General features: G+C 73.4%; 22 protein-coding genes. 6 read left to right on the top strand and 16 right to left on the bottom strand.

What is annotated here, in order from left to right:
- The first annotated feature begins 171 nt into the window (after positions 1-171).
- Together ABME01_RS15195 and sufU are read left to right on the top strand one after the other, a co-directional pair.
- Positions 172-1,485, top strand: coding sequence for an aminotransferase class V-fold PLP-dependent enzyme (locus tag ABME01_RS15195; protein WP_353829270.1), 1,314 nt, complete (start codon positions 172-174; stop codon positions 1,483-1,485).
- On the top strand, positions 1,485-1,925 hold the full coding sequence (gene sufU / locus ABME01_RS15200) for a Fe-S cluster assembly sulfur transfer protein SufU (RefSeq protein WP_353829271.1): 441 nt from the start codon (positions 1,485-1,487) through the stop codon (positions 1,923-1,925). The genes ABME01_RS15195 and sufU overlap by 1 nt, the downstream gene beginning before the upstream one ends.
- A gap of 59 nt (positions 1,926-1,984) precedes the next feature.
- On the opposite strand, the gene ABME01_RS15205 is transcribed toward sufU, so the two are convergent.
- The 4 genes from ABME01_RS15205 to ABME01_RS15220 all read right to left on the bottom strand — a co-directional run bounded on the left by ABME01_RS15205 (position 1,985) and on the right by ABME01_RS15220 (position 4,396).
- Positions 1,985-2,323 carry a YciI family protein gene (locus ABME01_RS15205; protein WP_353829272.1) on the bottom strand — a complete coding sequence of 113 codons (339 nt, stop codon included), beginning with the start codon at positions 2,321-2,323 and terminating at the stop codon, positions 1,985-1,987.
- A gap of 83 nt (positions 2,324-2,406) precedes the next feature.
- A complete protein-coding gene (locus ABME01_RS15210; protein ID WP_353829273.1) occupies positions 2,407-2,844 on the bottom strand; it encodes an SRPBCC family protein in 438 nt (145 codons plus the stop codon).
- On the bottom strand, positions 2,837-3,196 hold the full coding sequence (locus tag ABME01_RS15215; RefSeq protein WP_353829274.1) for an ArsR/SmtB family transcription factor: 360 nt from the start codon (positions 3,194-3,196) through the stop codon (positions 2,837-2,839). Before ABME01_RS15215 ends, ABME01_RS15210 begins: the two co-directional genes overlap by 8 nt.
- Before the next feature lie 75 nt (positions 3,197-3,271).
- Positions 3,272-4,396 (bottom strand): enoyl-CoA hydratase/isomerase family protein, encoded by a 1,125-nt coding sequence (locus tag ABME01_RS15220; RefSeq protein WP_353829275.1) that lies wholly within the window; start codon positions 4,394-4,396, stop codon positions 3,272-3,274.
- 56 nt (positions 4,397-4,452) lie between these two features.
- Between ABME01_RS15220 and ABME01_RS15225 the strand changes: the two genes are divergently transcribed.
- Positions 4,453-4,836, top strand: coding sequence for a VOC family protein (locus ABME01_RS15225; RefSeq protein ID WP_353829276.1), 384 nt, complete (start codon positions 4,453-4,455; stop codon positions 4,834-4,836).
- A 62-nt stretch (positions 4,837-4,898) separates the two neighbouring features.
- Positions 4,899-5,120 carry a PLD nuclease N-terminal domain-containing protein gene (locus ABME01_RS15230; RefSeq protein WP_353829277.1) on the top strand — a complete coding sequence of 74 codons (222 nt, stop codon included), beginning with the start codon at positions 4,899-4,901 and terminating at the stop codon, positions 5,118-5,120.
- Between the two features lie 18 nt (positions 5,121-5,138).
- Here the strand turns inward: ABME01_RS15230 and ABME01_RS15235 are convergent, their stop codons facing one another.
- From ABME01_RS15235 to ABME01_RS15255, 5 genes are all read right to left on the bottom strand, one after another.
- Complete coding sequence (locus ABME01_RS15235) at positions 5,139-5,675, bottom strand: YbhB/YbcL family Raf kinase inhibitor-like protein (RefSeq protein WP_353829278.1); 537 nt, start codon at positions 5,673-5,675, stop codon at positions 5,139-5,141.
- Between the two features lie 192 nt (positions 5,676-5,867).
- Positions 5,868-7,406, bottom strand: a complete 1,539-nt coding sequence (locus ABME01_RS15240; RefSeq protein ID WP_353829279.1) for a sodium:solute symporter family protein — start codon at positions 7,404-7,406, stop codon at positions 5,868-5,870.
- Positions 7,407-7,440: 34 nt separating this feature from the next.
- A complete protein-coding gene (locus ABME01_RS15245) occupies positions 7,441-9,087 on the bottom strand; it encodes a thiamine pyrophosphate-binding protein (protein ID WP_353829280.1) in 1,647 nt (548 codons plus the stop codon).
- On the bottom strand, positions 9,080-10,102 hold the full coding sequence (gene speB, locus ABME01_RS15250) for an agmatinase (protein WP_353829281.1): 1,023 nt from the start codon (positions 10,100-10,102) through the stop codon (positions 9,080-9,082). Before speB ends, ABME01_RS15245 begins: the two co-directional genes overlap by 8 nt.
- A 127-nt stretch (positions 10,103-10,229) precedes the next feature.
- Positions 10,230-10,808, bottom strand: coding sequence for a helix-turn-helix domain-containing protein (locus tag ABME01_RS15255; protein WP_353829282.1), 579 nt, complete (start codon positions 10,806-10,808; stop codon positions 10,230-10,232).
- 84 nt (positions 10,809-10,892) lie between these two features.
- Here ABME01_RS15255 and trhO point away from each other — a divergent pair, with 84 nt between their 5' ends.
- A complete protein-coding gene (gene trhO / locus ABME01_RS15260; RefSeq protein WP_353829283.1) occupies positions 10,893-11,786 on the top strand; it encodes an oxygen-dependent tRNA uridine(34) hydroxylase TrhO in 894 nt (297 codons plus the stop codon).
- Positions 11,787-11,799: 13 nt separating this feature from the next.
- Here trhO and ABME01_RS15265 read toward each other — a convergent pair whose 3' ends face one another.
- Genes ABME01_RS15265 through ABME01_RS15290 form a run of 6 tightly spaced genes read right to left on the bottom strand, consistent with a single transcriptional unit; the run spans position 11,800 to position 19,414 of the window.
- Positions 11,800-12,471, bottom strand: coding sequence for a DUF2306 domain-containing protein (locus ABME01_RS15265; protein WP_353829284.1), 672 nt, complete (start codon positions 12,469-12,471; stop codon positions 11,800-11,802).
- Positions 12,472-12,514: 43 nt separating this feature from the next.
- Positions 12,515-13,609: a serine hydrolase domain-containing protein gene (locus tag ABME01_RS15270; RefSeq protein WP_353829285.1), complete on the bottom strand. Its 1,095-nt coding sequence runs from the start codon at positions 13,607-13,609 to the stop codon at positions 12,515-12,517.
- Positions 13,610-13,618: 9 nt separating this feature from the next.
- Positions 13,619-15,136, bottom strand: a complete 1,518-nt coding sequence (locus tag ABME01_RS15275) for an LssY C-terminal domain-containing protein (RefSeq protein ID WP_353829286.1) — start codon at positions 15,134-15,136, stop codon at positions 13,619-13,621.
- Between the two features lie 56 nt (positions 15,137-15,192).
- Entirely contained in the window at positions 15,193-16,650 is a 1,458-nt protein-coding gene (locus tag ABME01_RS15280) for an aminobutyraldehyde dehydrogenase (RefSeq protein WP_353829287.1), read from the bottom strand.
- Positions 16,651-16,661: 11 nt separating this feature from the next.
- Positions 16,662-18,074 carry an NAD(P)/FAD-dependent oxidoreductase gene (locus ABME01_RS15285; protein ID WP_353829288.1) on the bottom strand — a complete coding sequence of 471 codons (1,413 nt, stop codon included), beginning with the start codon at positions 18,072-18,074 and terminating at the stop codon, positions 16,662-16,664.
- On the bottom strand, positions 18,071-19,414 hold the full coding sequence (locus ABME01_RS15290; protein WP_353829289.1) for a glycosyltransferase: 1,344 nt from the start codon (positions 19,412-19,414) through the stop codon (positions 18,071-18,073). The genes ABME01_RS15285 and ABME01_RS15290 overlap by 4 nt, the downstream gene beginning before the upstream one ends.
- Before the next feature lie 133 nt (positions 19,415-19,547).
- On the opposite strand from ABME01_RS15290, the gene ABME01_RS15295 reads away from it, so the two are divergent.
- Positions 19,548-20,156 carry a TetR/AcrR family transcriptional regulator gene (locus tag ABME01_RS15295; protein WP_353829290.1) on the top strand — a complete coding sequence of 203 codons (609 nt, stop codon included), beginning with the start codon at positions 19,548-19,550 and terminating at the stop codon, positions 20,154-20,156.
- Here the strand turns inward: ABME01_RS15295 and ABME01_RS15300 are convergent.
- Positions 20,138-20,881: ABC transporter ATP-binding protein (locus ABME01_RS15300; protein WP_353829291.1), on the bottom strand; the 744-nt coding region annotated here is incomplete at its 5' end. The two genes, ABME01_RS15295 and ABME01_RS15300, sit on opposite strands and share 19 nt — an antisense overlap.

The raw sequence follows: 20,881 nt of genomic DNA on the forward strand, positions 1-20,881 counted from the left end.
ACCGCCACCCCAGCCAACTGCCACGCCAACTGCCCCTCCCGGCCCAAGCCCTCATCACTCCGATGCGTACGCAGATGATGGATCTTCACGAGGATCACGCTACCCAACGGCGCACGAGCCCGCCGGATCTTGACGGCGACCGCTCGGCCGGGGCATGGGACGATGGAGGGGATGATCCACACCGACACGGAGACCGTGGGCAGCCGGACCGTCCGCGACATCCGGCGCGACTTCCCCGCCTTCACGGAATCCGGCGACGCCCGACCGACCGCCTACCTCGACTCGGCGGCGACCGCGCAGCGTCCCACCGCCGTGCTCGATGCCGAACGCGACTACCTCGTGCACGACCTCGCCGCGGTGCACCGCGGCGCGAGCGCCGCGACCGGCCGCTCGACGACGCGCTTCGAGGAGGCGCGCGCCGACGTCGCGCGCTTCGTGGGCGCGGCCGACGACCGCGAGATCGTCTGGGCGCAGAACGCGACGGACGCGCTGAACATGGTGGCGCTCGGCATCGCCGACGCGAGCACGGGCATCGGGGGTGCGGCCGCGGCGCGGTTCGCCCTGCAGCCCGGGGATGAGATCGTCCTGCCAGAGTCCGAGCACCACGCGAACCTGCTGCCGTGGCAGCGCGTCGCGGAGCGGACGGGCGCCCGCCTCGTTCCCGTGGAGGTCGACGAGCACGGCTGCTGGGGCGTCGACGACCTCGCCGCCGTGCTGACCGCGCGCACCCGCATCGTCGCGTTCGCGGAGGTCTCGAACGTGACCGGCCTCATCGTGCCGGTCGCCGACGTCGTCGCGCTCGTGCGCGACCGCGCCCCCGAGGCGTTCGTCATCCTGGACGCCTGCCAGTCGGTGCCGCACCGCCCGGTCGACCTCGCCGGGTACGGCGTCGACTTCGCCGCGTTCTCGGGCCACAAGATGCTGGGTCCGAACGGCCTCGGGGTGCTCTACGGCCGCGCCGAGCTGCTCGACGCGCTTCCGCCGGCCCGCACCGGCGGGTCGACCATCACCCGCGTCACGTTCGACTCGGCGCAGTTCCTGCCGGCGCCGCAGCGGTTCGAGGCGGGCACGCAGGCGGTCTCGCAGGCCATCGGCCTCGCCGCGGCGGTGCGCTACCTCGAGGGCCTCGGGATGGACGCGGTCGCCGCGCACGAGGACGCGTTCGCCGAGCGCGTCGTCGCCGGCGTTTCCGCCATCCCGGGCGTGCGCATCGTGGGACCACAGGTCGGCGAGCACCGCGGGGGCCTCGTGAGCGTCGCGGTCGAGGGCGTGCACGCGCACGACGTCGGCCAGTACCTCGACGACGCGGGCCTCGTCGTGCGCGTCGGCCACCACTGCGCGCAGCCGCTGCATCGCGCGCTCGGGATCACGGCGACGACGCGCGCCAGCGCGCACGTGTACACGACCGCGGAGGAGGCCGACCGGTTCATCGCCGCACTCGGCGAGGTCCGCGGGTTCTTCGGACTCGGGACGGGAGCCGCCTGATGAGCGCACTGGACGGGCTGTACCAGGAGATCATCCTCGACCACGCGAAGGCTCGTCACGGCGACGGGCCGCTCGAGGGCGCCGACGGCGAGCACCACGAGTTCAATCCGACGTGCGGTGACGAGATCACGCTCCGCGTGAAGCTCGACGACGGGCACGAGCGCATCGAGGCCGTGGCCTGGCAGGGCGACGGATGCAGCATCTCGATGGCGTCGGCATCGGTGCTGACCGACCTCGTGCAGGGGCGACCCGTGGACGAGGCGCTCGGACTCGCGGAGGAGTTCCGCACGATGCTCCGCTCGAAGGGCGCGGGCGAGCCCGATGAGGACGTGCTCGGCGACGCGATCGCGTTCCACGGGGTCTCGAAGTACGTCATGCGCATCAAGTGCGCGATGCTCTCCTGGGTGGCGCTCGAGGCCGCGGTCGCGCAGGCCCGCTGAGCCGGCGGCGGGAGCAGGCGCGGTCGCGCCGCATCCCGCCCGCCGGATCGTCGCGCCGGTTACATGCCGGGCACGGCCTGCGCCGCGTGCACCTCGATCTCGCAGCCGCCGGGCATGTTCAGGTGCGGATGCACCTTCGCGAGCTCGACGGCGGCGTCCATGTCCTCCGCCTCGATGATGGTGTAGCCGGTGACCTCGCGGGTGCTCGGGGCGACGGCGCCGCCGGGGCTCACGCGCACGCCGTCGGCGAGCGGGGTCCCGAAGTCGACCATGTCGTCGCCGACCTTGCCGGCCCACGCCATCCACTCGCCCATCACGGCGGCGGTCTCCTCGTCGGTCGGCGGGGTCGCGTCGGCGGGCGGCATGGGCGCGTGGTAGATGAAGACGAACCGTGCCATGGGAGTGTTCCTCTCGGATCGGTTGCCGGGCTCCCGTCCGGGAGTCCGTGTGCCGGCATCGTCGCCGGTACGTCGCCGGCGGGTCAGCCGGGTGCGGGTTCGAAGATCGCGGCGATCGAGTCGAGGCAGCCGCGCCATCCCTCGCCGTGGCGCGCGGCGGACTCGGCCGAGTCGAACCGGGTGTGCGTGATGCGGACCCGGGTGCCGTCGGCGTCGTCGGAGAACCGCACCTCGACGAGGCTCTCCTCGTCGGAGCCGTCCCATCGCCAGGTGAAGCTCAGCCGGTCCATCGGGTCGACGTCGACATAGGTGCCGGAGGTGGCATACGTCGCATCCGGCCCGTGCATCTCGAAGCGGTATGCGCCGCCGGGCCGCGGGTCGATCGTGGCATCCGTCTCGCCGTACTCGGCGACGGACGGGCGCATCCAGCGCGCGGCGTGCGCGGCGTCGGTCCAGAGCGCCCACATCGTCGCCCGGTCGATGGCGAACGTGCGCTCGAGGTCGAAGACGGCGTCAGGCATCGGATGCCTCCCCGAGCGTCGCGACGTAGGCGTCGAGGTCGTCGAACCGGGCGGTCCAGAACGCCCGGGCGCGGCCGAGCCACCGCTGCGCCTCCGCCAGGGCGACCGGGTCGAGCACGAGCCTGCGCTCGCGCCCGTCGCCCTCGCGGCGGACGAGTCCCGCCTTCTCGAGCGCGGCGGTGTGCTTGTTGAGCAGTTGCGGGGAGACGCCCCGGTCGGCGGCCACCTGCGACATCCGGGGTGCGTCCTCGCGCGCCGCGAGGTAGAGGACCAGCTCGCGACGGGATCGGTGCGAGAGCGCCGCGAAGACGGCGTCGAGGCGGTCCGCGTCGTCGACGGTCGAGTAAACCATGTGGTTTATTATTCGCCGCGGGTCCGACATCCACAACCCCGGGGCGAGGATCGCCCGGCGCACCGGAGCGTGCGGTCAGTCGCCCCAGACCGGGTCGTACCGCTGCTCGTCGAGCACGCGGGCGGCCAGGCCGTCCGGCACCTCGGCCAGGGTCGGCGGGTCCCACGCCGGCGAGCGGTCCTTGTCGATCACCTGTGCGCGGATGCCCTCGTGCAGGTCGTGCTGCCCGATGAACCACGACACCGCACGGAACTCCTGCTCGAGGGCGTCCTCGAGGCGCGGCAGCGCGCGCGCCCGGCGGATCGCCTCGAGCGTCACGGTCAGCGCGGTCGGCGAGAGCACCTCGAGCTCGTCGGCCGCGGCGGCGGCCGCGGCACGCGCCGACTCGCCCGCCCGGGGCGGCGGCGCGACGCCGTCGCCGGTGCCGGAGCCCGCGGCTCCCGGCCGCCCGTCGGCGAGCGCGCGGAGCCGGTCGATGATGCCCCGCACCGTCGGCGCGGAGTAGCAGGCGTCGACCCACGGACGCGCCTCGGCGAGCGCCGACGGCTCCGGCGTCTCGTCGAAGAGCATGACGATCTCGGCGGGCGTGCCGGGGTCGGCGCGCTCCTCGAGGGCCTGCACAAGGTGCGGCAGCCGCTCGCTCGGCACCATGACGTCGGCGAAGTCGGCGTGGATGGCGTCGGCGGCGTCCATGGTGCGCGAGTTCAGGGCGAGGTGCACGCCGAGCTCGCCCGGGGCGCGGCCGAGCAGCCAGGTGCCCCCGACGTCGGGCGTGAAGCCGATTCGCGTCTCGGGCATCGCGATGCGCGAGCGCTCGGTGACCACGCGGATCGAGGCGTGGCCCGCGATGCCGATGCCGCCGCCCATCGTGATGCCGTCCATGATGGCGACGACCGGCTTCGGGTAGCGCGCGATGGCGGCGTTCAGGCGGTACTCCGTGCGGAAGAAGCGCAGGGCCTCCGAGACGTGGCCTCCGGTCGAGTACGAGTAGAGCTCGCGGATGTCGCCGCCGGCGCAGAATCCGCGTTCGCCCTCGCCGTCGAGCACGACGAGGGAGACCTCGGGGTCGCGCCGCCAGGCCTCGAAGACGGCCGTGAGCTCGCGGATCATCTCGAAGCTCAGGGCGTTCAGGGCCCGCGGGCGGACCAGCGTCACGTGGCCGACGCCGTCGGCGACGCTCGCGGAGACGTGCTCGCTCACGCTCACACGGTAGCGGCATCGAGGAGCCCCGCGTAGCGTCGGGCGCGGGAGGGAACATGATCGAATCCGCGTACCCGATCCTCGAGGTGCCCGACATGGAGGCCGCCCTGCGGTTCTACCGCGACGAGCTCGGCGCCACGGTGATCTTCCGCCACCCGGCCGACGGCGAGCCCGTGTTCGCGACGCTGCAGGCCGGGTCGGCGCAGGTCGGCCTGGGACTCGCGGAGGGGGCGACGGCCGGCGACGGCGCCGGCATCCTGCTCTGGTTCACCGTCGACGACGTCGACGCGACGACGGCCGCGCTGGCTGACGCGGGCCGCACCGTGATCGAGCCGCCGTCGGACAGCGAGTGGGGCGATCGGGTCTCGCTCGTCTCCGACCCGTTCGGCACGCGCGTGCGCCTCGGGCAGCCGATCGCGCCGCAGCCCGAGGAGGAGTAGCGCGGAGGCGCTCGGCGCTGAGTGCGACCGGCGCCGAGGCGATACGGAGGATCGGAGGAGCCATGGCGAAGGCACGGCAGTGGAGCGACCTCAGCCGAGGTCAGCAGGTGAGGGGCGTCGTCACCGCGGTGGTCCAGCTCGCGCTGGCGTCGGCCGCGTGGTCCGACCTGGCCAAGCGGCCGGCCGAGGAGGTGAACGGGCGCAAATGGGTGTGGGCGCTCGTGATCGCGGTCAACTTCATCGGTCCGATCACGTACTTCATCTTCGGACGCCGCGTCGACTGACGTCGGGCCCGGCGCGACTCAGTCGCGGTTGACGGTCCCGATGAGGATGCCGCGCGCGAGAGCGTGCCCGAAGCAGCGGATGCCGAGGACCGCCGGCGTGGCATCCGGATCGAGGTCGAGGCTCGGCACGTCGAGCGCGTGCACGACGAACACGTAGCGGTGCTCGCCCGTGCCCCGCGGCGGCGCAGCGCCGCCGTACCCGCGGACGCCGTCCTCGTTGCGCAGCACCATCGAGCCCTCGGGCAGCGGCGGTGCCCCGGCCTCGCCGACGCCGGCCTCGAGCTCGGTGGTCTCGAGGGGCAGGTTGAGCACGGCCCAGTGCCACCAGCCCGACCCGCTCGGGGCGTCGGGATCGAGGCAGGTCACGGCGAAGCCGCGGGTGCGCTCGGGGAACCCGCTCCACGACAGCTGGGGCGAGCGGTCGACGCCGCCCGCGGCGTGCGCCCACTGCGGCCGGGCGAGCGGACCGCCCTGGTCGAAGTCGCTGCTCGAGACCGTGAACGACTCCACCGGGCGGAGCCTCTGCAGGGCGTCATAGGGGTCCACGTCGAGCATCGTCGATCCTCCTCGTCGGTGGTCGTCGGCGTCGCGGCCAGCATAGGTCGCGTCGGCTGCGGCGGCGGCCGCGTGGCCGGTGCGCCGTCGATCCGGAGGGGCCTCCGAGCCTCCGGAACGCGGGGCGTCCGGAGACGAGGACGGCGGGTGCAGCGCCCCCCGCGCGCTGCACCCGCCGTCCCATGGGTCCCGCTACTCGGCAGCGGCGGGCTTCACCGCCCCGACGGGCTCGGCGGCGGCGTCCGCGGCGCCCTCCGCCGCCACCGGAGCGGCCGCGGCATCGGCGACGACCTCGTCGTCCCGGCTGGCGAGGCGGGCGTTCCACTCGTCGAGGACCTCGGTCGGCGTCCGCGGGGTGAGCAGGCTCGCCACGACGTAGGCGACCAGGCTCGCGCCGAGGCCCACGTAGATCGGCTCGTTCGCGTACATGTCGCCCAGGGCGATCATGGTGCCGATGGTGCCGACGGTGCCGGCCGCCATCGACCAGAGCGCGCCGGCGCCGGTGGCGCGCTTCCAGACGAAGCCGCCGAGGATCGCCACGAGCAGGCCGCCCACGAGGATGTCGTAGGCGATCGTCAGCGCCGCGACCACGTCGTTCAGCATGGCCGCGAACAGGATCACGACGACGCCGAACACGACCACGTAGATGCGGTTGGCGCGCACGTCGTGCTCGGGGTTCGCGTCCGTCGCGCGCGGGGCGCGACCGAGCAGGCGGGCGATCATCGGCGCGATGTCGGCACGGGCGACAGTCGCCGACGCGATGAGCGCGCCGGAGGCGGTCGACATCATCGCGGCGACGGCCGCGGCGAGCACGAGGCCGCTCAGGCCCACCGGCAGGATCGACTGCGTGATCGCGGCGTAGACGTCGTCCTTCACCTCGATGCCGGGCAGGTACGCCGCGGCGGCGGTGCCGATGAGCGCGCCGGCGACGCCGTAGAGGAGGCAGTAGACGGCGGCGGCGGTACCGCCCCACTTGGCGACCTTCGGGGTGCGCGCGGTGAACACGCGCTGCCAGATGTCCTGGCCGATGAGCATGCCGAAGGTGTAGATCACGAAGAAGGTGATGATCGTGTCGACGCCGATCGTGGTGAGCTCGAACGCCGCGTTGCCGAGGCGCTCGACGATCCCGTCGTAGCCGCCCGCGTTGATCCACGCGAAGGGCAGCAGGATGATGAACACGCCGACGGTCTGGAGCACGAACTGGACCATGTCGGTCAGCGTGATCGACCACATGCCGCCGATCGTGGAGTAGGCGACGACGACCGCACCGCCGATGAGGACCGACACCAGGCGGTCGGTGCCGAACAGCACGTTGAAGATCGTCGCGTAGGCGATCGTCGAGGTCACCGACAGCATGAGCGTGTAGGCGACCATCACGAGGCCCGAGGCGCTGGTCGCGTCGACGCCGTAGCGCAGGCGCAGCATCTGGGCGACCGTGTACACCTTCAGCTTCGCGATGCGGCTCGAGAACAGCAGGCTGAGCAGCAGCAGGCCGGCCGCGATCGAGACGACCAGCCACATGCCCGAGAGGCCGAACTTGTAGCCGAGGCCGACGCCGCCGACGGTGGAGGCGCCGCCGAGCACGAGTGCGGCCATGGTGCCGGTGTACAGGGTCGGGCCGAGGCGGCGACCGGCGACGAGGTAGTCGCTGGAGTTCTTCGTCCTCGTCTTGCCCCACCAGCCGAACAGCAGCATCGCTGCGAGGTAGGTGATGATGATCGCGATATCCATCGTTGGATCCTTTGCGTCAGGGTGAAGGGGGTGGTTACTGCAGGTGTGTCGGCGCGAACATGCGCAACACGGCGGGCACGACCACGACGGCGGGGCCGGGCTCGCGGAAGGTGCGGGCGATGGTCTCGCCCACGTCCTCCAGGGTCGACTCGTGGGCCGTCACGCCGAAGGAGCGCGCGAGGGCTGCGAAGTCGGGTCGGGCGAGTTCGGTGGCCGTGGCCTGGCCGAACGCGCCGGTCATGTACTCGCGGAGGATGCCGTAGCCGCCGTCGTCGACGATCAGCCACGTCACGTCGGCATCGTGCTGTCGCGCGGTGGCGAGCTCCGCGATCGAGTACATCGCGCCACCGTCGCCCGAGACCGCGAGGGTGCGGCGCCCGGAGCCGATGGCGGCGGCGAGGGCGGCGGGGAACGCGAAGCCGAGGCCGCCCGATCCCTGCGCCGAGTGGAACTCGCCGGCGAGCGGGTTCCACGCCGACCACGCCCAGTAGCCGGCGATGGTCATGTCCCAGAACGTGTGCGCGTCCGCGGGCACCGCGGCGCGCAGGTCGGCCATGAGCCCGAGCTCGGCGGCGAGGTCCTGCCCGCCGAGCCGGTCCTCGACCGCGTCGCGCAGCTGCGCGGCGACGGCGGCGCCGTCCCGCCGGTCGGCGGGCGCCGTGCCCGCCGTCGCCGGGAGCCGATCCGCGACGGCGGCGAGCGCGAGCGCCGCATCCGCGTGGATGCCGAGGGCGGCGTGGTTCGACTCGAGCACGCGGGCCTCGGCGTCGACGTGGATGAGCCGGCCCCGCGGCGCGAACGTGAAGTAGTTGCTCGTCACCTCGCCAATCGCCGTGCCGACCGCGAGCAGCACGTCGGCGTCCTCGAGGAGGTCGGTGGTGTGACGGTCCTCGATCCAGGATGCCGCCGACAGCGGGTGGTCGAACGGGATCGCGCCCTTGCCGCCGACGGTCGAGACGACCGGGGCGTCGAGCGCCTCGGCGAGCCGGACCAGCGCTGTGCGGCCGCCCTCCGAGCGTCGCACCCCGCCGCCGGCGAGGATGACGGGTCGCTCCGCCGCCGCCAGCATCGCGGCGGCCTCGTCGACGAGCTCCGGCCGCGGCATCCGCTCGGGGATGGCGGTGACGGCCGAGCGCACGGGCGGCACGTGGGTCGCCTCCAGAAGCACGTCCTCGGGGATCTCGACCCAGGTCGGCCCGGCGGGCGCGGCCTGCGCGAGCGCCCACGCGTCGGCGAGCGCCGACGGGATCTGCGCGGCCTCGCGGACGACGGCGGTGCTCTTCGTCACGTTCTGCGCGGAACGCTGCTGGTCGTCGAGCTGGTGGAGCAGGCCCTTGCGGGCGCCGCCGAGACCGCGACGCGGGATCTGGCTCGTGATGACGAGCAGGGGCACCCCGGTCGCGTACGCCTCCTGCAGGGCTCCCAGCGCGGTGAGCGCCCCCGGCCCGGTCGAGAGGAACAGCACGCCGACCTCGCCGGTCGCGCGAGCGTAGCCGTCGGCGCCGAACGCGGAGTTGTTCTCGACCCGCGAGCTGACGAACTCGAGGTCGCTGCGGCGGATCGCGTCGAAGAGTCCGAGCGCGTGCTGGCCCGGGATCCCGAAGACGTGGCGCACCCCGAGCGCGGCGAGCGACTCGACGACGACGTCGCCGCCGTTGCGGCGGTGGGCGGCCTCAGGCATCCGCCGGCTCCACGAGCCCGGCGAGCCCGGCGTCCGCGGCCCGCGGCGTCGCGTCGTCCGCGGCGAGCCCGGCCTCGTGCCGGATGGCGAGCAGCGACACGAGGTCGTACGCCACGTGCGACGCCGCGACGCCCGTCAGGTCGGCGTGGTCGTAGGCCGGCGCGACCTCGACGACGTCGGCGCCGATGAGGTTCATGCCGCGGAACCCGCGGAGGATCTCGAGGAGCTCGCGGCTGGTCATGCCGCCGGCCTCGGGCGTGCCGGTGCCCGGCGCGTGCGCGGGGTCGAGCACGTCGATGTCGATCGAGACGTAGAGCGGGCGGTCGCCGATCCGGTCGCGGAGCTTCGCGACGACCTCGTCGACGCCCTGGCGGAAGACGTCGGAGGAGGTGACGATGCCGAAGCCGAAGCGGCGGTCCTCCTCGAGGTCGCGCTTGCCGTAGAGCGGACCGCGGGTGCCGACGTGGCTGAGCGCCTCGGTGTCGAGCAGCCCCTCCTCGAACGCCCGACGGAACGGCGTGCCGTGCGTGTACTCGGCGCCGAAGTAGGTGTCCCACGTGTCGAGGTGGGCGTCGAAGTGCAGCAGCGCCACCGGCCCGTGGCGCTCGGCGGCGGCGCGGAGCAGCGGCAGCGCGATCGTGTGGTCGCCGCCGAGCGTGACCAGCCGCGTGCCGTCGGCGGTGAGGTCGAGGGCGGCCGCGTGGACCGTGTCCATCGCCTCGCGGATGTCGAAGGGGTTCACCGCGATGTCGCCGGCGTCCGCGACCTGGGTGACCTCGAACGGCGAGACGTCGAGCGCCGGGTGGTATGGACGCAGGAGGCGGCTCGCCTCGCGGATGTGGTTCGGGCCGAAGCGGGCGCCCGAACGGTAGGAGACGCCGCTGTCGAAGGGCACGCCGGCGAGGACGATGTCGGCGCGGTCGACCTGGTCGAGGCGGGGAAGCCGGGCGAACCCGGCGGGTCCGGCGTAGCGGGGGATCCTCGAGCTGTCGACGGGACCGATCGGCTGCGGCATGGCAACCTCCTTGTTGCATTGCGAGAAGTGTTTGTTGCCTCTGAGGCATCACGTGTTGCGTAAGAAGATACGACGACGCGTCGCCCGCGTCAAGCGCGGAGATCGGCTGCCGGAGGAGGGACCGGGTTCAGGAACTCCAGAGGGCGGGCACGAGGACCCAGACGACCTCGGCCCCCTCGGGCCCGGGGACCCGCCAGCTGTGCGGCTCGTGCCCGTTGAACGTCACGCTGTCGCCCGCACCGAGCTCCCACTCCTGGTCCGAGAAGCGCACCACGACGGTGCCCGACAGCACGTGCAGCACGTCGACGTCCGCGGCGACGGCGTAGAGCTCGTCGCCGCCGTGGCCGCCCGGCGCGATCACCGATCGGATGACCTGCACCCGGGACTCCCCGCGCGGCGACACCAGCCGCTCCTCGGTGTCGATTCCGCCCAGGTTCACGACCGGACCCGTGCCCGCGCGGACGACCTTGACGTCCGCCTCCTCGAAGAGCGACCCGACCGAGATCGACAGCACGTCGCACAGCGCGATGAGCGAGGCCACGCTCGGCGACGTCAGGTCTCGCTCGACCCTCGAGAGGAATCCCTTGGTCAGCCCCGTCACCCGCGAGACCTCGTCGATCGTGAGCTGCTGCGCCTGCCGCGCGGCACGCAGCCGCGCACCGATCGGGACTCGGTGGCTGGACGGCTCGAGCGGCATCGCGCGCATGATGCCTCACGGTAGCGGATGCGGCGGTGCCGCCCCGTCACCGCATCGCGGCATCCGCACAGCCGGCGCGCCTAGGATCTCGGGGTGCCGCTGCCCAAGATCATCCTGTTCTACGCCTTCACGCCGCTCGCCGACCCCGAGGCGATCCGGCTGTGGCAGCGCGACCTCGCGGAGTCGCTCGGGCTCCGAGGTCGGGTGCTCCTCTCGAAGGACGGCCTCAACGGCACGCTCGGCGGCGAGATGGGCGCGCTCAAGCGCTACGTGCGCAAGGTGAAGGACTACCCGGGGTTCCGCGGACTCGACGTCAAGTGGAGCGAGGGCACCGCGCTCGACGCCGACGGGCGAAGCGTCGACTTCCCGCGCCTGAGCGTCAAGGTGCGCGAGGAGATCGTCTCGTTCGGCGCACCGGGCGAGCTGCGGGTCGACGAGGACGGCGTGGTCGGCGGCGGCGCGCGTCTCTCCCCCGATGCGCTCCACCGGCTCGTCGAGGACCGCGGCGACGAGGTCGTCCTCTTCGACGGGCGCAACGCGATCGAGGCGGCGATCGGCCGCTTCCGCGGTGCGATCGTGCCGCCGACGGACACCACGCGCGACTTCGTCGGCCTCCTCGACTCGGGCGCGTTCGACCACCTCAAGGGCCGGCCGGTCGTCACGTACTGCACCGGCGGCATCCGCTGCGAGGTGCTCTCCAGCCTCATGGCGAATCGGGGCTTCGGCGAGGTCTACCAGCTCGAGGGCGGGATCGTCCGCTACGGCGAGCGCTTCGGCGACGACGGGCTCTGGGAGGGCTCGCTCTACGTGTTCGACGGCCGCGGCTCGGTCGACTTCAGCGACCACGCGAGCGTCGTCGGGACCTGCGAGGGCTGCGGGGCGCCGACGAACCGGACGGTGAACTGCACGGACGCCTCGTGCCGTGCGCAGTTGGTGCGCTGCGAGGCGTGCGCCCCGGCCACGTGTCGCCAGCACGCGCCCGCCTGACCGTCCCGTCTCCTCAGGCGGCGGCCCGGGCTCGCGCCGCCCGCGTCCGCCCGTCCGCCTCGGGGCGCCAGAGCAGCCACGCCTCGCCGGCCGCGACGTGGATCGACAGCCCGAGCCAGAACGCGGGCGCGAAGCTGTCGGCCATCGACATCGGGCCGACCCCGGACAGGAGCGCGATCCAGATCCGGATGGTGCCGACGCCGAGCCCGACGGCGAACGCGCGGATCATCCAGCGCCGGTGCATCCGGATGTCGCGCCGCCGGATGGCGGCGTACGCCGCGGTGAGCGCGACGGCGAACCACCCGGCGAACACCGCCGTCGCCGCCGCCTGCACCGGGCCGCCGAACGAGAACGGGATCCCGAACGCCAGGGCGAACACGCCGCTCAGCAGTCCCGCGACGAGGACCGCACGGCCCAGCGCGCGATGGAGGCGGAAGTGCCGCTCTCGGAACCGTCGCCACAGCTGCAGCGGTGCGCCGAGGAGGTAGAGCACCCCCGGGAGGATGTGGGCGTACGCGACCACGGGGTGCGCGACGTAGCGCTCCTCGAACGTGCCGGGCGCGGGCCGCGTCCCGGCGACGAGGTGCGGCACGTCCGTGACGACCCGGATCGCCGCGAACACGAGCACGATCAGGATGAGGGTCCCCACGAGGACCGCTCCCCCGACCGCGCCGGCCCGCCTCACGCGGTCAGGCTAGCCGCGATCGCGTCCCGTCGGCAGGGGCCTCTCACGGGTCGCCGGCGAACCATCCCGCCGCTCCCGCACTCCCGTCGAGCACCCGCGTCGCGAAGGCGTCGAGCTGTCGCGCCTCGTTGGCGAGGACGATGACGGCCTCGCCGGCGTCCCGGTCGACGAAGAACACGGCGGCGAAACCGCCCGTGGTCGCGCGCGTGCCGACGAGCGTGCGCTCGCCGTTCCGGGCGAGGAACCACAGGTAGCCCATCTGCTGCTGCGAGTTCGGCCCGTCGGCGACCGGATCGAGCGCCGGGCTCTCGCCGAGTCCCCCCGAGAGCACGGCACGGGCGAGCGCGATGAGGTCCGGCAGCGTCGCATGCAGCCCGACGGACGGGGCCCACCCGGTGTCGGCCCAGTGCGCCGCGGGCCGGTGGTCCCGGGCGTGGCCGGCCGCGATCTCGGGCGAGAGGTCGGCGTCCCCCGTCGGGAGCGAGGCGCCGTCCATGCCGAGCGGTTCGAGCAGTCGCTCGCGGACCAGCGTCGCGTAGTCGGTGCCCGCCGCCGCGGCGAGCGCGTGCCCCAGCAGCGCGGGGCCGAGCATGCTGTACACGGCACGTGAGGTCGGTTCGGCGGGTTGGGCACGGGCGAGCTCGAGGAGCTCGTCCACGGAGGCGTGGAAGGGGGCGCCCCCGAAGGTCCAGGCGTCGCGGATCTCGATCCGCGTCGCCTCGTCGCCCACGGTGAGCGGCAGCCCGGAGCGGTGCGTCGCCAGCTCCTCGAGCGTGGCCTCCGCGACCGGCGAGTCGCCCAGCGCGAGGTAGGCGCCGACCGGGTCGTCGAGCCGGACCTCGCCCGCCTCGACCGCCATCGGCAGCAGGAGGCCGGTCAGGAGCTTGGTCACCGATCCGACCTCGAACACGGTCTGATCGTCCGCCTCGAGGTATCCCGTGCGCAGCCGGTCGCCGGAGAGCACCGCGACGGCGGCGCGGTCGCCGTCCGTCCCGAACTGCCGCTCGAGCTCCCGGATGAGTGCGGGGTCGAGCTCGTCCTCGTAGAACTGCACGCAGCCGCCGAGCGCGAGCATCGCCATCGCCAGCACCGCGGCGAGGGCGGTGCGGCGCAGTCGTCGGGCGAGCGGGACGCCCATGCTCGGATGCTAGCGGCGACCGCTCGTCGCGGCACCCGCCGAACGTCCCCCACCCTGCCGTGCGAACGCCCGAGCGGCGCGGCTCGACAGCGCGAGCAGCACCAGGATGTCGAGCGCCAGGGTCACGAGCGTGGTGCGCACGGTGACCTCCGTGTCGCCCGTGAACGACTCGGTCGCCGCGATCGTGATGGTGACCGTCGAGATCACCATCACCACGATGCGGGAGAGGTTGCCGCCGTACCAGATGCGGACGGCGAGGACGAGCTGGACGAGGAGCACGAGCCCGCCGCCGACCAGGACGACCACCAGGGCGAGCTGCGACTCGTCCGGCGTCGCCGAGTCCGCCTCGAGGCCGACCTCGTCGGTCAGGAACTCGTTCCACTGGAGGCTGAGCGCGGCGAGCCAGACGATGCCCGCGACGACCCGGAGCACCACGACGATCGCGCCGAACGCGGTGGCGCTGGGCCGCGACAGCCGCTCGGGCTCCGGCTGGCGCTCGGCCAGGCGCAGCGGCGACTCGAACGCGCTGCGCTTGCCGACCGCCCGGTCGCCGCCGTCGCGGCCGCCGGAGGCGCCGTGCACCTCCCGGCGAGTCGCGACCCGGGCGTCCGCCCCACTCGCCCCCACCACGACGACGGGCAGGTCGCCGTCGGTCCGGATGCTGTCGCCCCCGCCGTTGCGCGAGTGGTAGCCCGTCGAGAAGTCGTGGATGACCTCCACCTCGACCCCGGGATCCGCCGCGACGACGGTGTCGACGATGTGGTCGCGCTCGACGTCGATGTCCGCGTCGATCTTGTGGGTCACCTGCAGCGTGAACAATGAGAACCCGACGGCGCGATCGAAGGTGCCCGCCGCGAGCCAGTCGACGCGACGGCCGCCCGGCAGGAGCCATCCGTCGGGCGTCCGCCAGAACCGTACGTGGTGGCGCTTCGCCGGGTTGCCGGCGACCTCCTGCTGGTAGGCGAAGTCCTGCATCCGACCGAACAGGAACAACGGGCTGACGGGGGCCTCGTCGTAGCTGCGCCGGGTCAGCGTGGAGGTCACGATGCGCCAGCTGGAGCGCGCGGTCAGGTCGTCGGCGCGGGTCCAGCCCGCCGCGAGCATCGCGCGGTGCAGGGCCGCCTCGGGCCCGTCGAACGCGAGGTTCACCGGATCGCCGAGCAGCCCGTCGCTGGTCCGGGTGCGCCCGATGAAGTAGTCGGGCACGTAGATCGTCGTGAGGATGCGGTGCAGCCGGGGAAGCACGAGGTACGCGAGCACGAGCCAGAACACGAGGAAGAACCCGATGCCCGCCCATCCGAAGCCGAACGACTGGTTGAGCAGGAGCCACGCCAGCCAGACGGCGGCAACCCCTCCGATGACGAAGAAGGACCCGTCGAGGATCCGCGTGAACGACAGGCGCGGCGGCAGCGCCGGCGGCGGCCGGTCGTCGGCGGGCTCGGCGGCGTCCGCAGCGGGCTCGGCGGCCCCGCCGGTCGCCGCCCGACGCGTCGCGCGCCGTGCGTCGGCCGAGCCGCCCACCTGCATGCCTGCATGCTAGCCCGTGCACCCCGGCGGGCGACCGGAGCGGCACGGCCCGCGCGTCAGGCGGGGCGGTACCCGGTCGTCTCGGGCGGCGGGGCGTGCCGGATCATCAGGTGCCGGGTCACCGAGTAGTCGAGCAGCGGCTCGATCGACATGTCCTTGCCGAACCCGGATCCCTTCACGCCGCCGTGGGGGGCCTCGGACGCGATCGGGAGGTGGTCGTTCACCCAGGTCACGCCGACGTCGAGCGACTGGCTGACGCGCATCGCGCGCGCCACGTCCGAGGTCCAGACCGATGAGGCGAGGCCGTACGCGCTGTCGTTGGCGAGCGCGACCCCCTCGGCCTCGCCGTCGAAGGGGAGCGCGACGAGCACCGGCCCGAACACCTCGCCCTGGACGATCTCGGAGGACTGCGACGCCCCGACGAGCAGGGTCGGCGCGTAGTAGGAGCCCGTGCCCTCGATCGCGTGGCCGCCGACGAGCGCCTCCGCGCCCTCGGCGACCGCGCGGGTCACGAAGCCCTCGACGCGGTCGCGGTGCGCTCGCGAGATGAGCGGCCCGATGTGGGTGTCGGCGCTCATCGGGTCGCCCGCGACCACGCCGGCGAGCGCGTGCCGGAGGGCGGCCACCCCGTCGTCGAACACCGAGCGCTCGAGGTAGACGCGCGTGGCGGCCGTGCAGTCCTGCCCGGTGTTGTAGGTCGCGCCGAGCGCGACGGCCTGCGCCATCGCCCCGAGGTCGGCGTCGGCGAACACGATGACGGGGGCCTTGCCGCCGAGCTCGAGGTGCACGCGCTTCACGCCCTCGACGGCGCCGCGCATGACGGCCTTGCCGGTCTGCGTGGAACCGGTCACGCTCACCATGTCGACCTCGCGGTGGGCGACGAGCGCCTGGCCGACCTCGGCGTCGCCCGTGACCACGTTCAGCAGGCCGGCGGGCAGGCCCGCCTCCACCGCGAGCTCCGCGAGCCGGAGCGTCGTGCGGGGCGTCGCCGGGGCGGGCTTCACGATCACCGCGTTGCCTGCGGCGAGCGCCGGCCCGGCCTTCCAGACGGCCATGATGAGCGGGAAGTTCCACGGCGTGATCCCGGCGACCACGCCCACGGGGCGTCGCGTGAGGATCGAGGTGTACCCGTTCGACAGCGACCCGGCGCCGGTCCCGTCGAGCGAGCGGGCGGCGCCGGCGAAGAAGCGCAGGTTGTCGACCGCGAACGGCAGTTCGCCGTCGAACGCCGTCGTCCACGGCTTCCCCGAGTCCTCGACCTCGAGGCGCGCGAGCCGCTCCGCGTCGGCCTCGATCGCGTCGGCGAGCCGGAGCAGCGCGAGCGAGCGCTCCCCCGGGGTCTTCGCGGCCCAGGCCGGCTGGGCGGCACGAGCCGCCGCGGCGGCCTCGTCGACGTCGGCGGTCCCGGACTCGCGGTACGTCGCGACCTCCGCCTCGGTCGCGGGATCGGTGATGACGGCGTCCTCGCCCGTGCCGGCGCGGTACTCGCCGATGAACGTGCCGGTGATGGTCATGGGGTGCCCTTTCAGGAGTTGAAGCCGAGGCCGAAGCGGTCGAGCGTGCGCAGCCAGAGGTTGCGCCGGCCCTCGTGCGCGTCGGCGGCGAGGATGCTCCGGCGGGTGTACTGGATGATCGGGTTCCGGAACGGCTCCGGCGGGACGGGCACGGGTCGGCGCCGGACGATGTCGTAGCGCAGCCGAGACGTCGGCTCGCCGCGGAGCAGGTCGAGCGCGACGTCGGCGCTGAAGCGCGAGGCGCCGACGCCGAGGCCCGTGTGCCCCACGGCGTACGCGATCCTGCCACCGCGCGCGGTGCCGTAGGCGGCCGTGAAGCGGGTGGTCGAGTCGATCGGCCCCGCCCATCGATGCGTGAAGCGCACGCCCTCGAGCTGCGGGAACGTCTCGGCGAAGTGCCGCGCGAGCAGCGCGTGCGAGCCCCCCTGCTGCTCGTAGGCCGCGTCGACGCGGCCGCCGCGGTGGTAGACCGCGTCCCAGCCGCCGAACAGGATCCGCCCGTCGGCCGTCGGCCGGTAGTAGTGGAACTGGTTGCCGGCGTCGGTGAGCCCCTGCCCCTCGTCCCAGCCGATGGACGCGCGCTGGCCGGCCGTGAGCGGCTCGGTCATGAGGACGTGGTCGTACAGCGGCATCAGGTACGACCGCAGGCGCCGAAGCGGTGCCGGATAGGCCGCCGTCGCGACGACGGCGCCGCGGGCGAGGATCGCTCCGCGGTCCGTCCGGACGCGAACGCCCGACCCGTGCCGTTCGATCGCGGTCGCCCGCGACCGGTCGTGCACGCGCGCACCACGGCGCTCGAGCTCGTCGGCCATGCCCCAGGCGAGCAGGGCGGGGTCGACGAGCACCGTGCCCGCCCGGTCCCGGAGCCCGGCGAGGTAGGTCGGCGAGTGCACGTCGGCCTGCACCTGCTCGCGCGACTGCAGCTCGAGGTCGACGCCGTGGCGGCGACCGAGCTCGGCGGCCTCGCGCAGCCCGTCGACCTGCCAGGGTTCGACGGCGAGGGTGGTCTTGCCGACGCGACGGAGGTCGCAGTCGATGCCCGCGGCCTCGATGCTCGCGACGAGGTCGGCGAGGTTGCGCTCCCCCTCCTCGTGGAGGGCGCCGACCTGGTCGGGCCACACCATGGTGCCGTGCGCGAGCCCGTGGGTCAGCGACGCCGCGACGAAGCCGCCGTTGCGGCCGCTCGCGCCGTAGCCCACCCGCTCGGCGTCGAGGACGACCACGGATTCCGCGTCCCCGCGCTCGAGCGCCCGCCACGCCGTCCAGAGGCCGGTGAACCCGGCGCCGACCACGACGAGGTCGGCCTCGTGCCGGCCGTCGAGGGCCTGGCGTGGGGCGGGCGCCTGGGGACGGTCGGTCCAGTAGGGCCGCGGCGCGGCGTCCGCGAGCGCGGCGGCCGCCGCATCCGGGAGGGTGTCGCTCACTCGCCCTCCGAGATCGCGGCGTCGACGCCGGCGCCGACGGGCAGGCCGACCTCGGCGATGATCTCGGCGGCCCTGGCGACGCCGCGGCGCGCCCGGATCGCGGCTCCCGCGGCCTCGGAGCGCGCACGGAGCGCGTCATCGGCGAGGATGCCGGTGACGGCCTCGCGGAGCTCGTCGGCCGTGAACCCGTACGTGTCGAGGCGGCGACCGTAGCCCTGCTCGTCCACGCGCTGGGCGTTGTCGTACTGGTCCCAGAACAACGGCAGCAGGATCATCGGCTTGCCGAAGTGCATCGCCTCGGTCGTGGTGTTGTTGCCGCCGTGGGTGATGACCAGGTCGGCGAGCGGCAGCAGCTTGGTCTGCGGCAGGAACTCCGCCCCCCACATGTTCTCGGCGAGTTCGAACTCGTCGTGCAGCGGACCCTTCGACACGATGACGTGGACCGGCAGCACGGCGAGGGCGTCGATGACCCGCTTCATGAGCTCGACGTCGGCCGAACCGAGCGAGCCGAGGCTGAAGTAGACGAGCGGGCGGCTGCCGTCGGTGAACGATGCGGGCACGTCGCCGGGCGCCTGCTCGGTCTCGCGGACCGACGAGTCGAGGCGGTGCCAGCTCTCGTCGAGGGGACGATCGTCGGTGTAGTCGAGCTCCTCGGGGAAGACGTAGAGGTTCGCGTCGCCCCGGTGGATGAACTCGAGGTCGGGCAGCGGCGGCGCGCCCTGCTCCCGGACCCAGGCGTCGAACGATTCCCAGAGCGGGCGGTGCGTGCGCTCGTACTCGGCCCGGAAGGACGCCCAGCCCGCGCGGTCGTCCTTCCCGAGTCCCGAGAAGACGGGGGCGATGTGCTCGCCGGGCACCTCGAGCGGGTTGCAGCTGACGATCCGCACGAACGGCACGCCCGCGGTGACCAGCGCCGGGAATGCGAGCACGTTGTCCTCGATGATGACGTCCGGCCGCACCCGCGCGATGATCGCCTTCAGCTGCGGTTCGCAGTACTTGGCGCCGTTCACGAGCTCCTCCCAGATCGGGAGGGTCACGGTCTCGAGCTGCTCGGCCGTGGTCTTGCGGAACTCGGGCGAGACCTCCTTGATGTAGTCCTTCCAGAACTGGCCGGCGTCCTGCTCGACCTCCTCGCCGCCGGCGGGCTCCTCGGCCGGGGCCAGGTCGACGAGGTCCTCCTCGAAGCCGAGCGCGGTGAGCTTGCCCTGCCAGGAGCGCTCCGCGGCGAACACCACGCGGTGGCCCTGCTTCAGGAGTTCGTTGGCGATGCCGATGCAGTTGTTGGTCGGGCCGTAGGCGCTCTCGGGCATGAAGAGGAAGGTGCGGCGAGCGTCGGTCATGGCGACTCCGTTCATCGATTCTTTGCAGCAGGTTATAGAGAATTCAGCACGCCCGGAAGCCTGTATTCCACGGACACTTCGGGCTAACATTGCAGGGCAGTGCAGACAATCTGTCCGCTCGGGAGGGAGCACCATGGCGAGGCCCAAGCGGCAGGAGGAACGTCGGAGCCAACTGCTCGCGGCGGCGCAGCGCGCGATCGCGGCGCACGGACCAGACGGGGCGCGCCTGAACCGCGTGGCCGAGGAGGCCGGGCTCACCTCCGGCGCGGTGCTCTACTACTACCCCGACATCGACGAGCTCATGTTCGAGGCGAACCGCGCCGGGATGGAGCGCTTCTACGAGGGTCGCGTCCGCATGCTCGAGGGGCTGCCGGACGACCCGGTCGCGCGCCTGCTCGCCCTCATCGACTCGGGCCTGCCCAGCGGCTCGGACGACACCGAGGTCCGCCTGCTGTGCGAGCTCGGCGGATCCGCCGGCCGCAACCCGCTCATGGCATCGCTGCTCACGACGCTCTACGACCGCCAGGTCGGCATGTACCAGGTCGTCCTGGAGCAGGGCGCCGCGCGCGGGCTGTTCGCACTGGCCCAGCCGACGATCGTCATCGCCCGCAACCTCGTCGCGCTCGAGGACGCGTACGGGTACCGCATCGTGGCCAAGCACCCCACGCTCGACCGCGCCGCGGCGGCCGAACTGCTGCGCGAGTACGCGCGCCTGGCGACGGGTCACGCGCTGACGTCCTGAGACCTGGTCGGGTCGGGAGCCTCGGCCGGGCCCGACGCGCCGGGGGCGGCGACTCCCCCGCCGGCGCCGTCCTCGGGTGCCGCCGCATCCGTCACCGGGATCGCGGTCGTCGGGACGGTCGTCCCGTGCGACGCCGGCTGCGACGGGTCGCGCGGGACCGCGGTGGCGCGGCCGAACGCCACCCCGACGTCGGCGCCGCGTGAGAGCCGCGTCGCCCCGTGCACGCTCGCCAGCAGCGGCGCGGGCAGCCCCGGCACCTCGACCGAGATGGTCGACGCGCCGCCGAGGAAGTACGTGTCGACCACGGTGCCGCGAAGCCCGCCCGAGACCTCGGTGCCGACCGCGACGTCCTCCGGCCGGACCACGGCGGTCGCGGGCGAGCCCGGGCTCATCGCGTGCCGGCCGGACACGGGGCCGATGCCGGGGACGTCGACGCCCTCGGCGGTGGCGGCGCCGTCGAGCAGGTTGGCCGTGCCGATGAACGCCGCCACGAAGCGCGACGCGGGCTCGGCGTACAGCTCCTGCGGACTCGCGAGCTGCTCCAGCCGCCCGTCGTTGAGCACCGCGATGCGATCGGCCATCGACATGGCCTCCTCCTGGTCGTGCGTGACGACCACGAAGGTGAGCCCGACCTCGTGCTGCAGGCGCTTGAGCTCCAGCTGCATCGACGCGCGCACCTGGCGGTCCAGCGCGGAGAGCGGCTCGTCGAGCAGGAGCAGCTTCGG

The sequence above is a fragment of the Agromyces litoreus genome, assembly GCF_040496015.1.
In the GTDB taxonomy this organism is placed as follows: Bacteria; Actinomycetota; Actinomycetes; order Actinomycetales; family Microbacteriaceae; genus Agromyces; species Agromyces litoreus.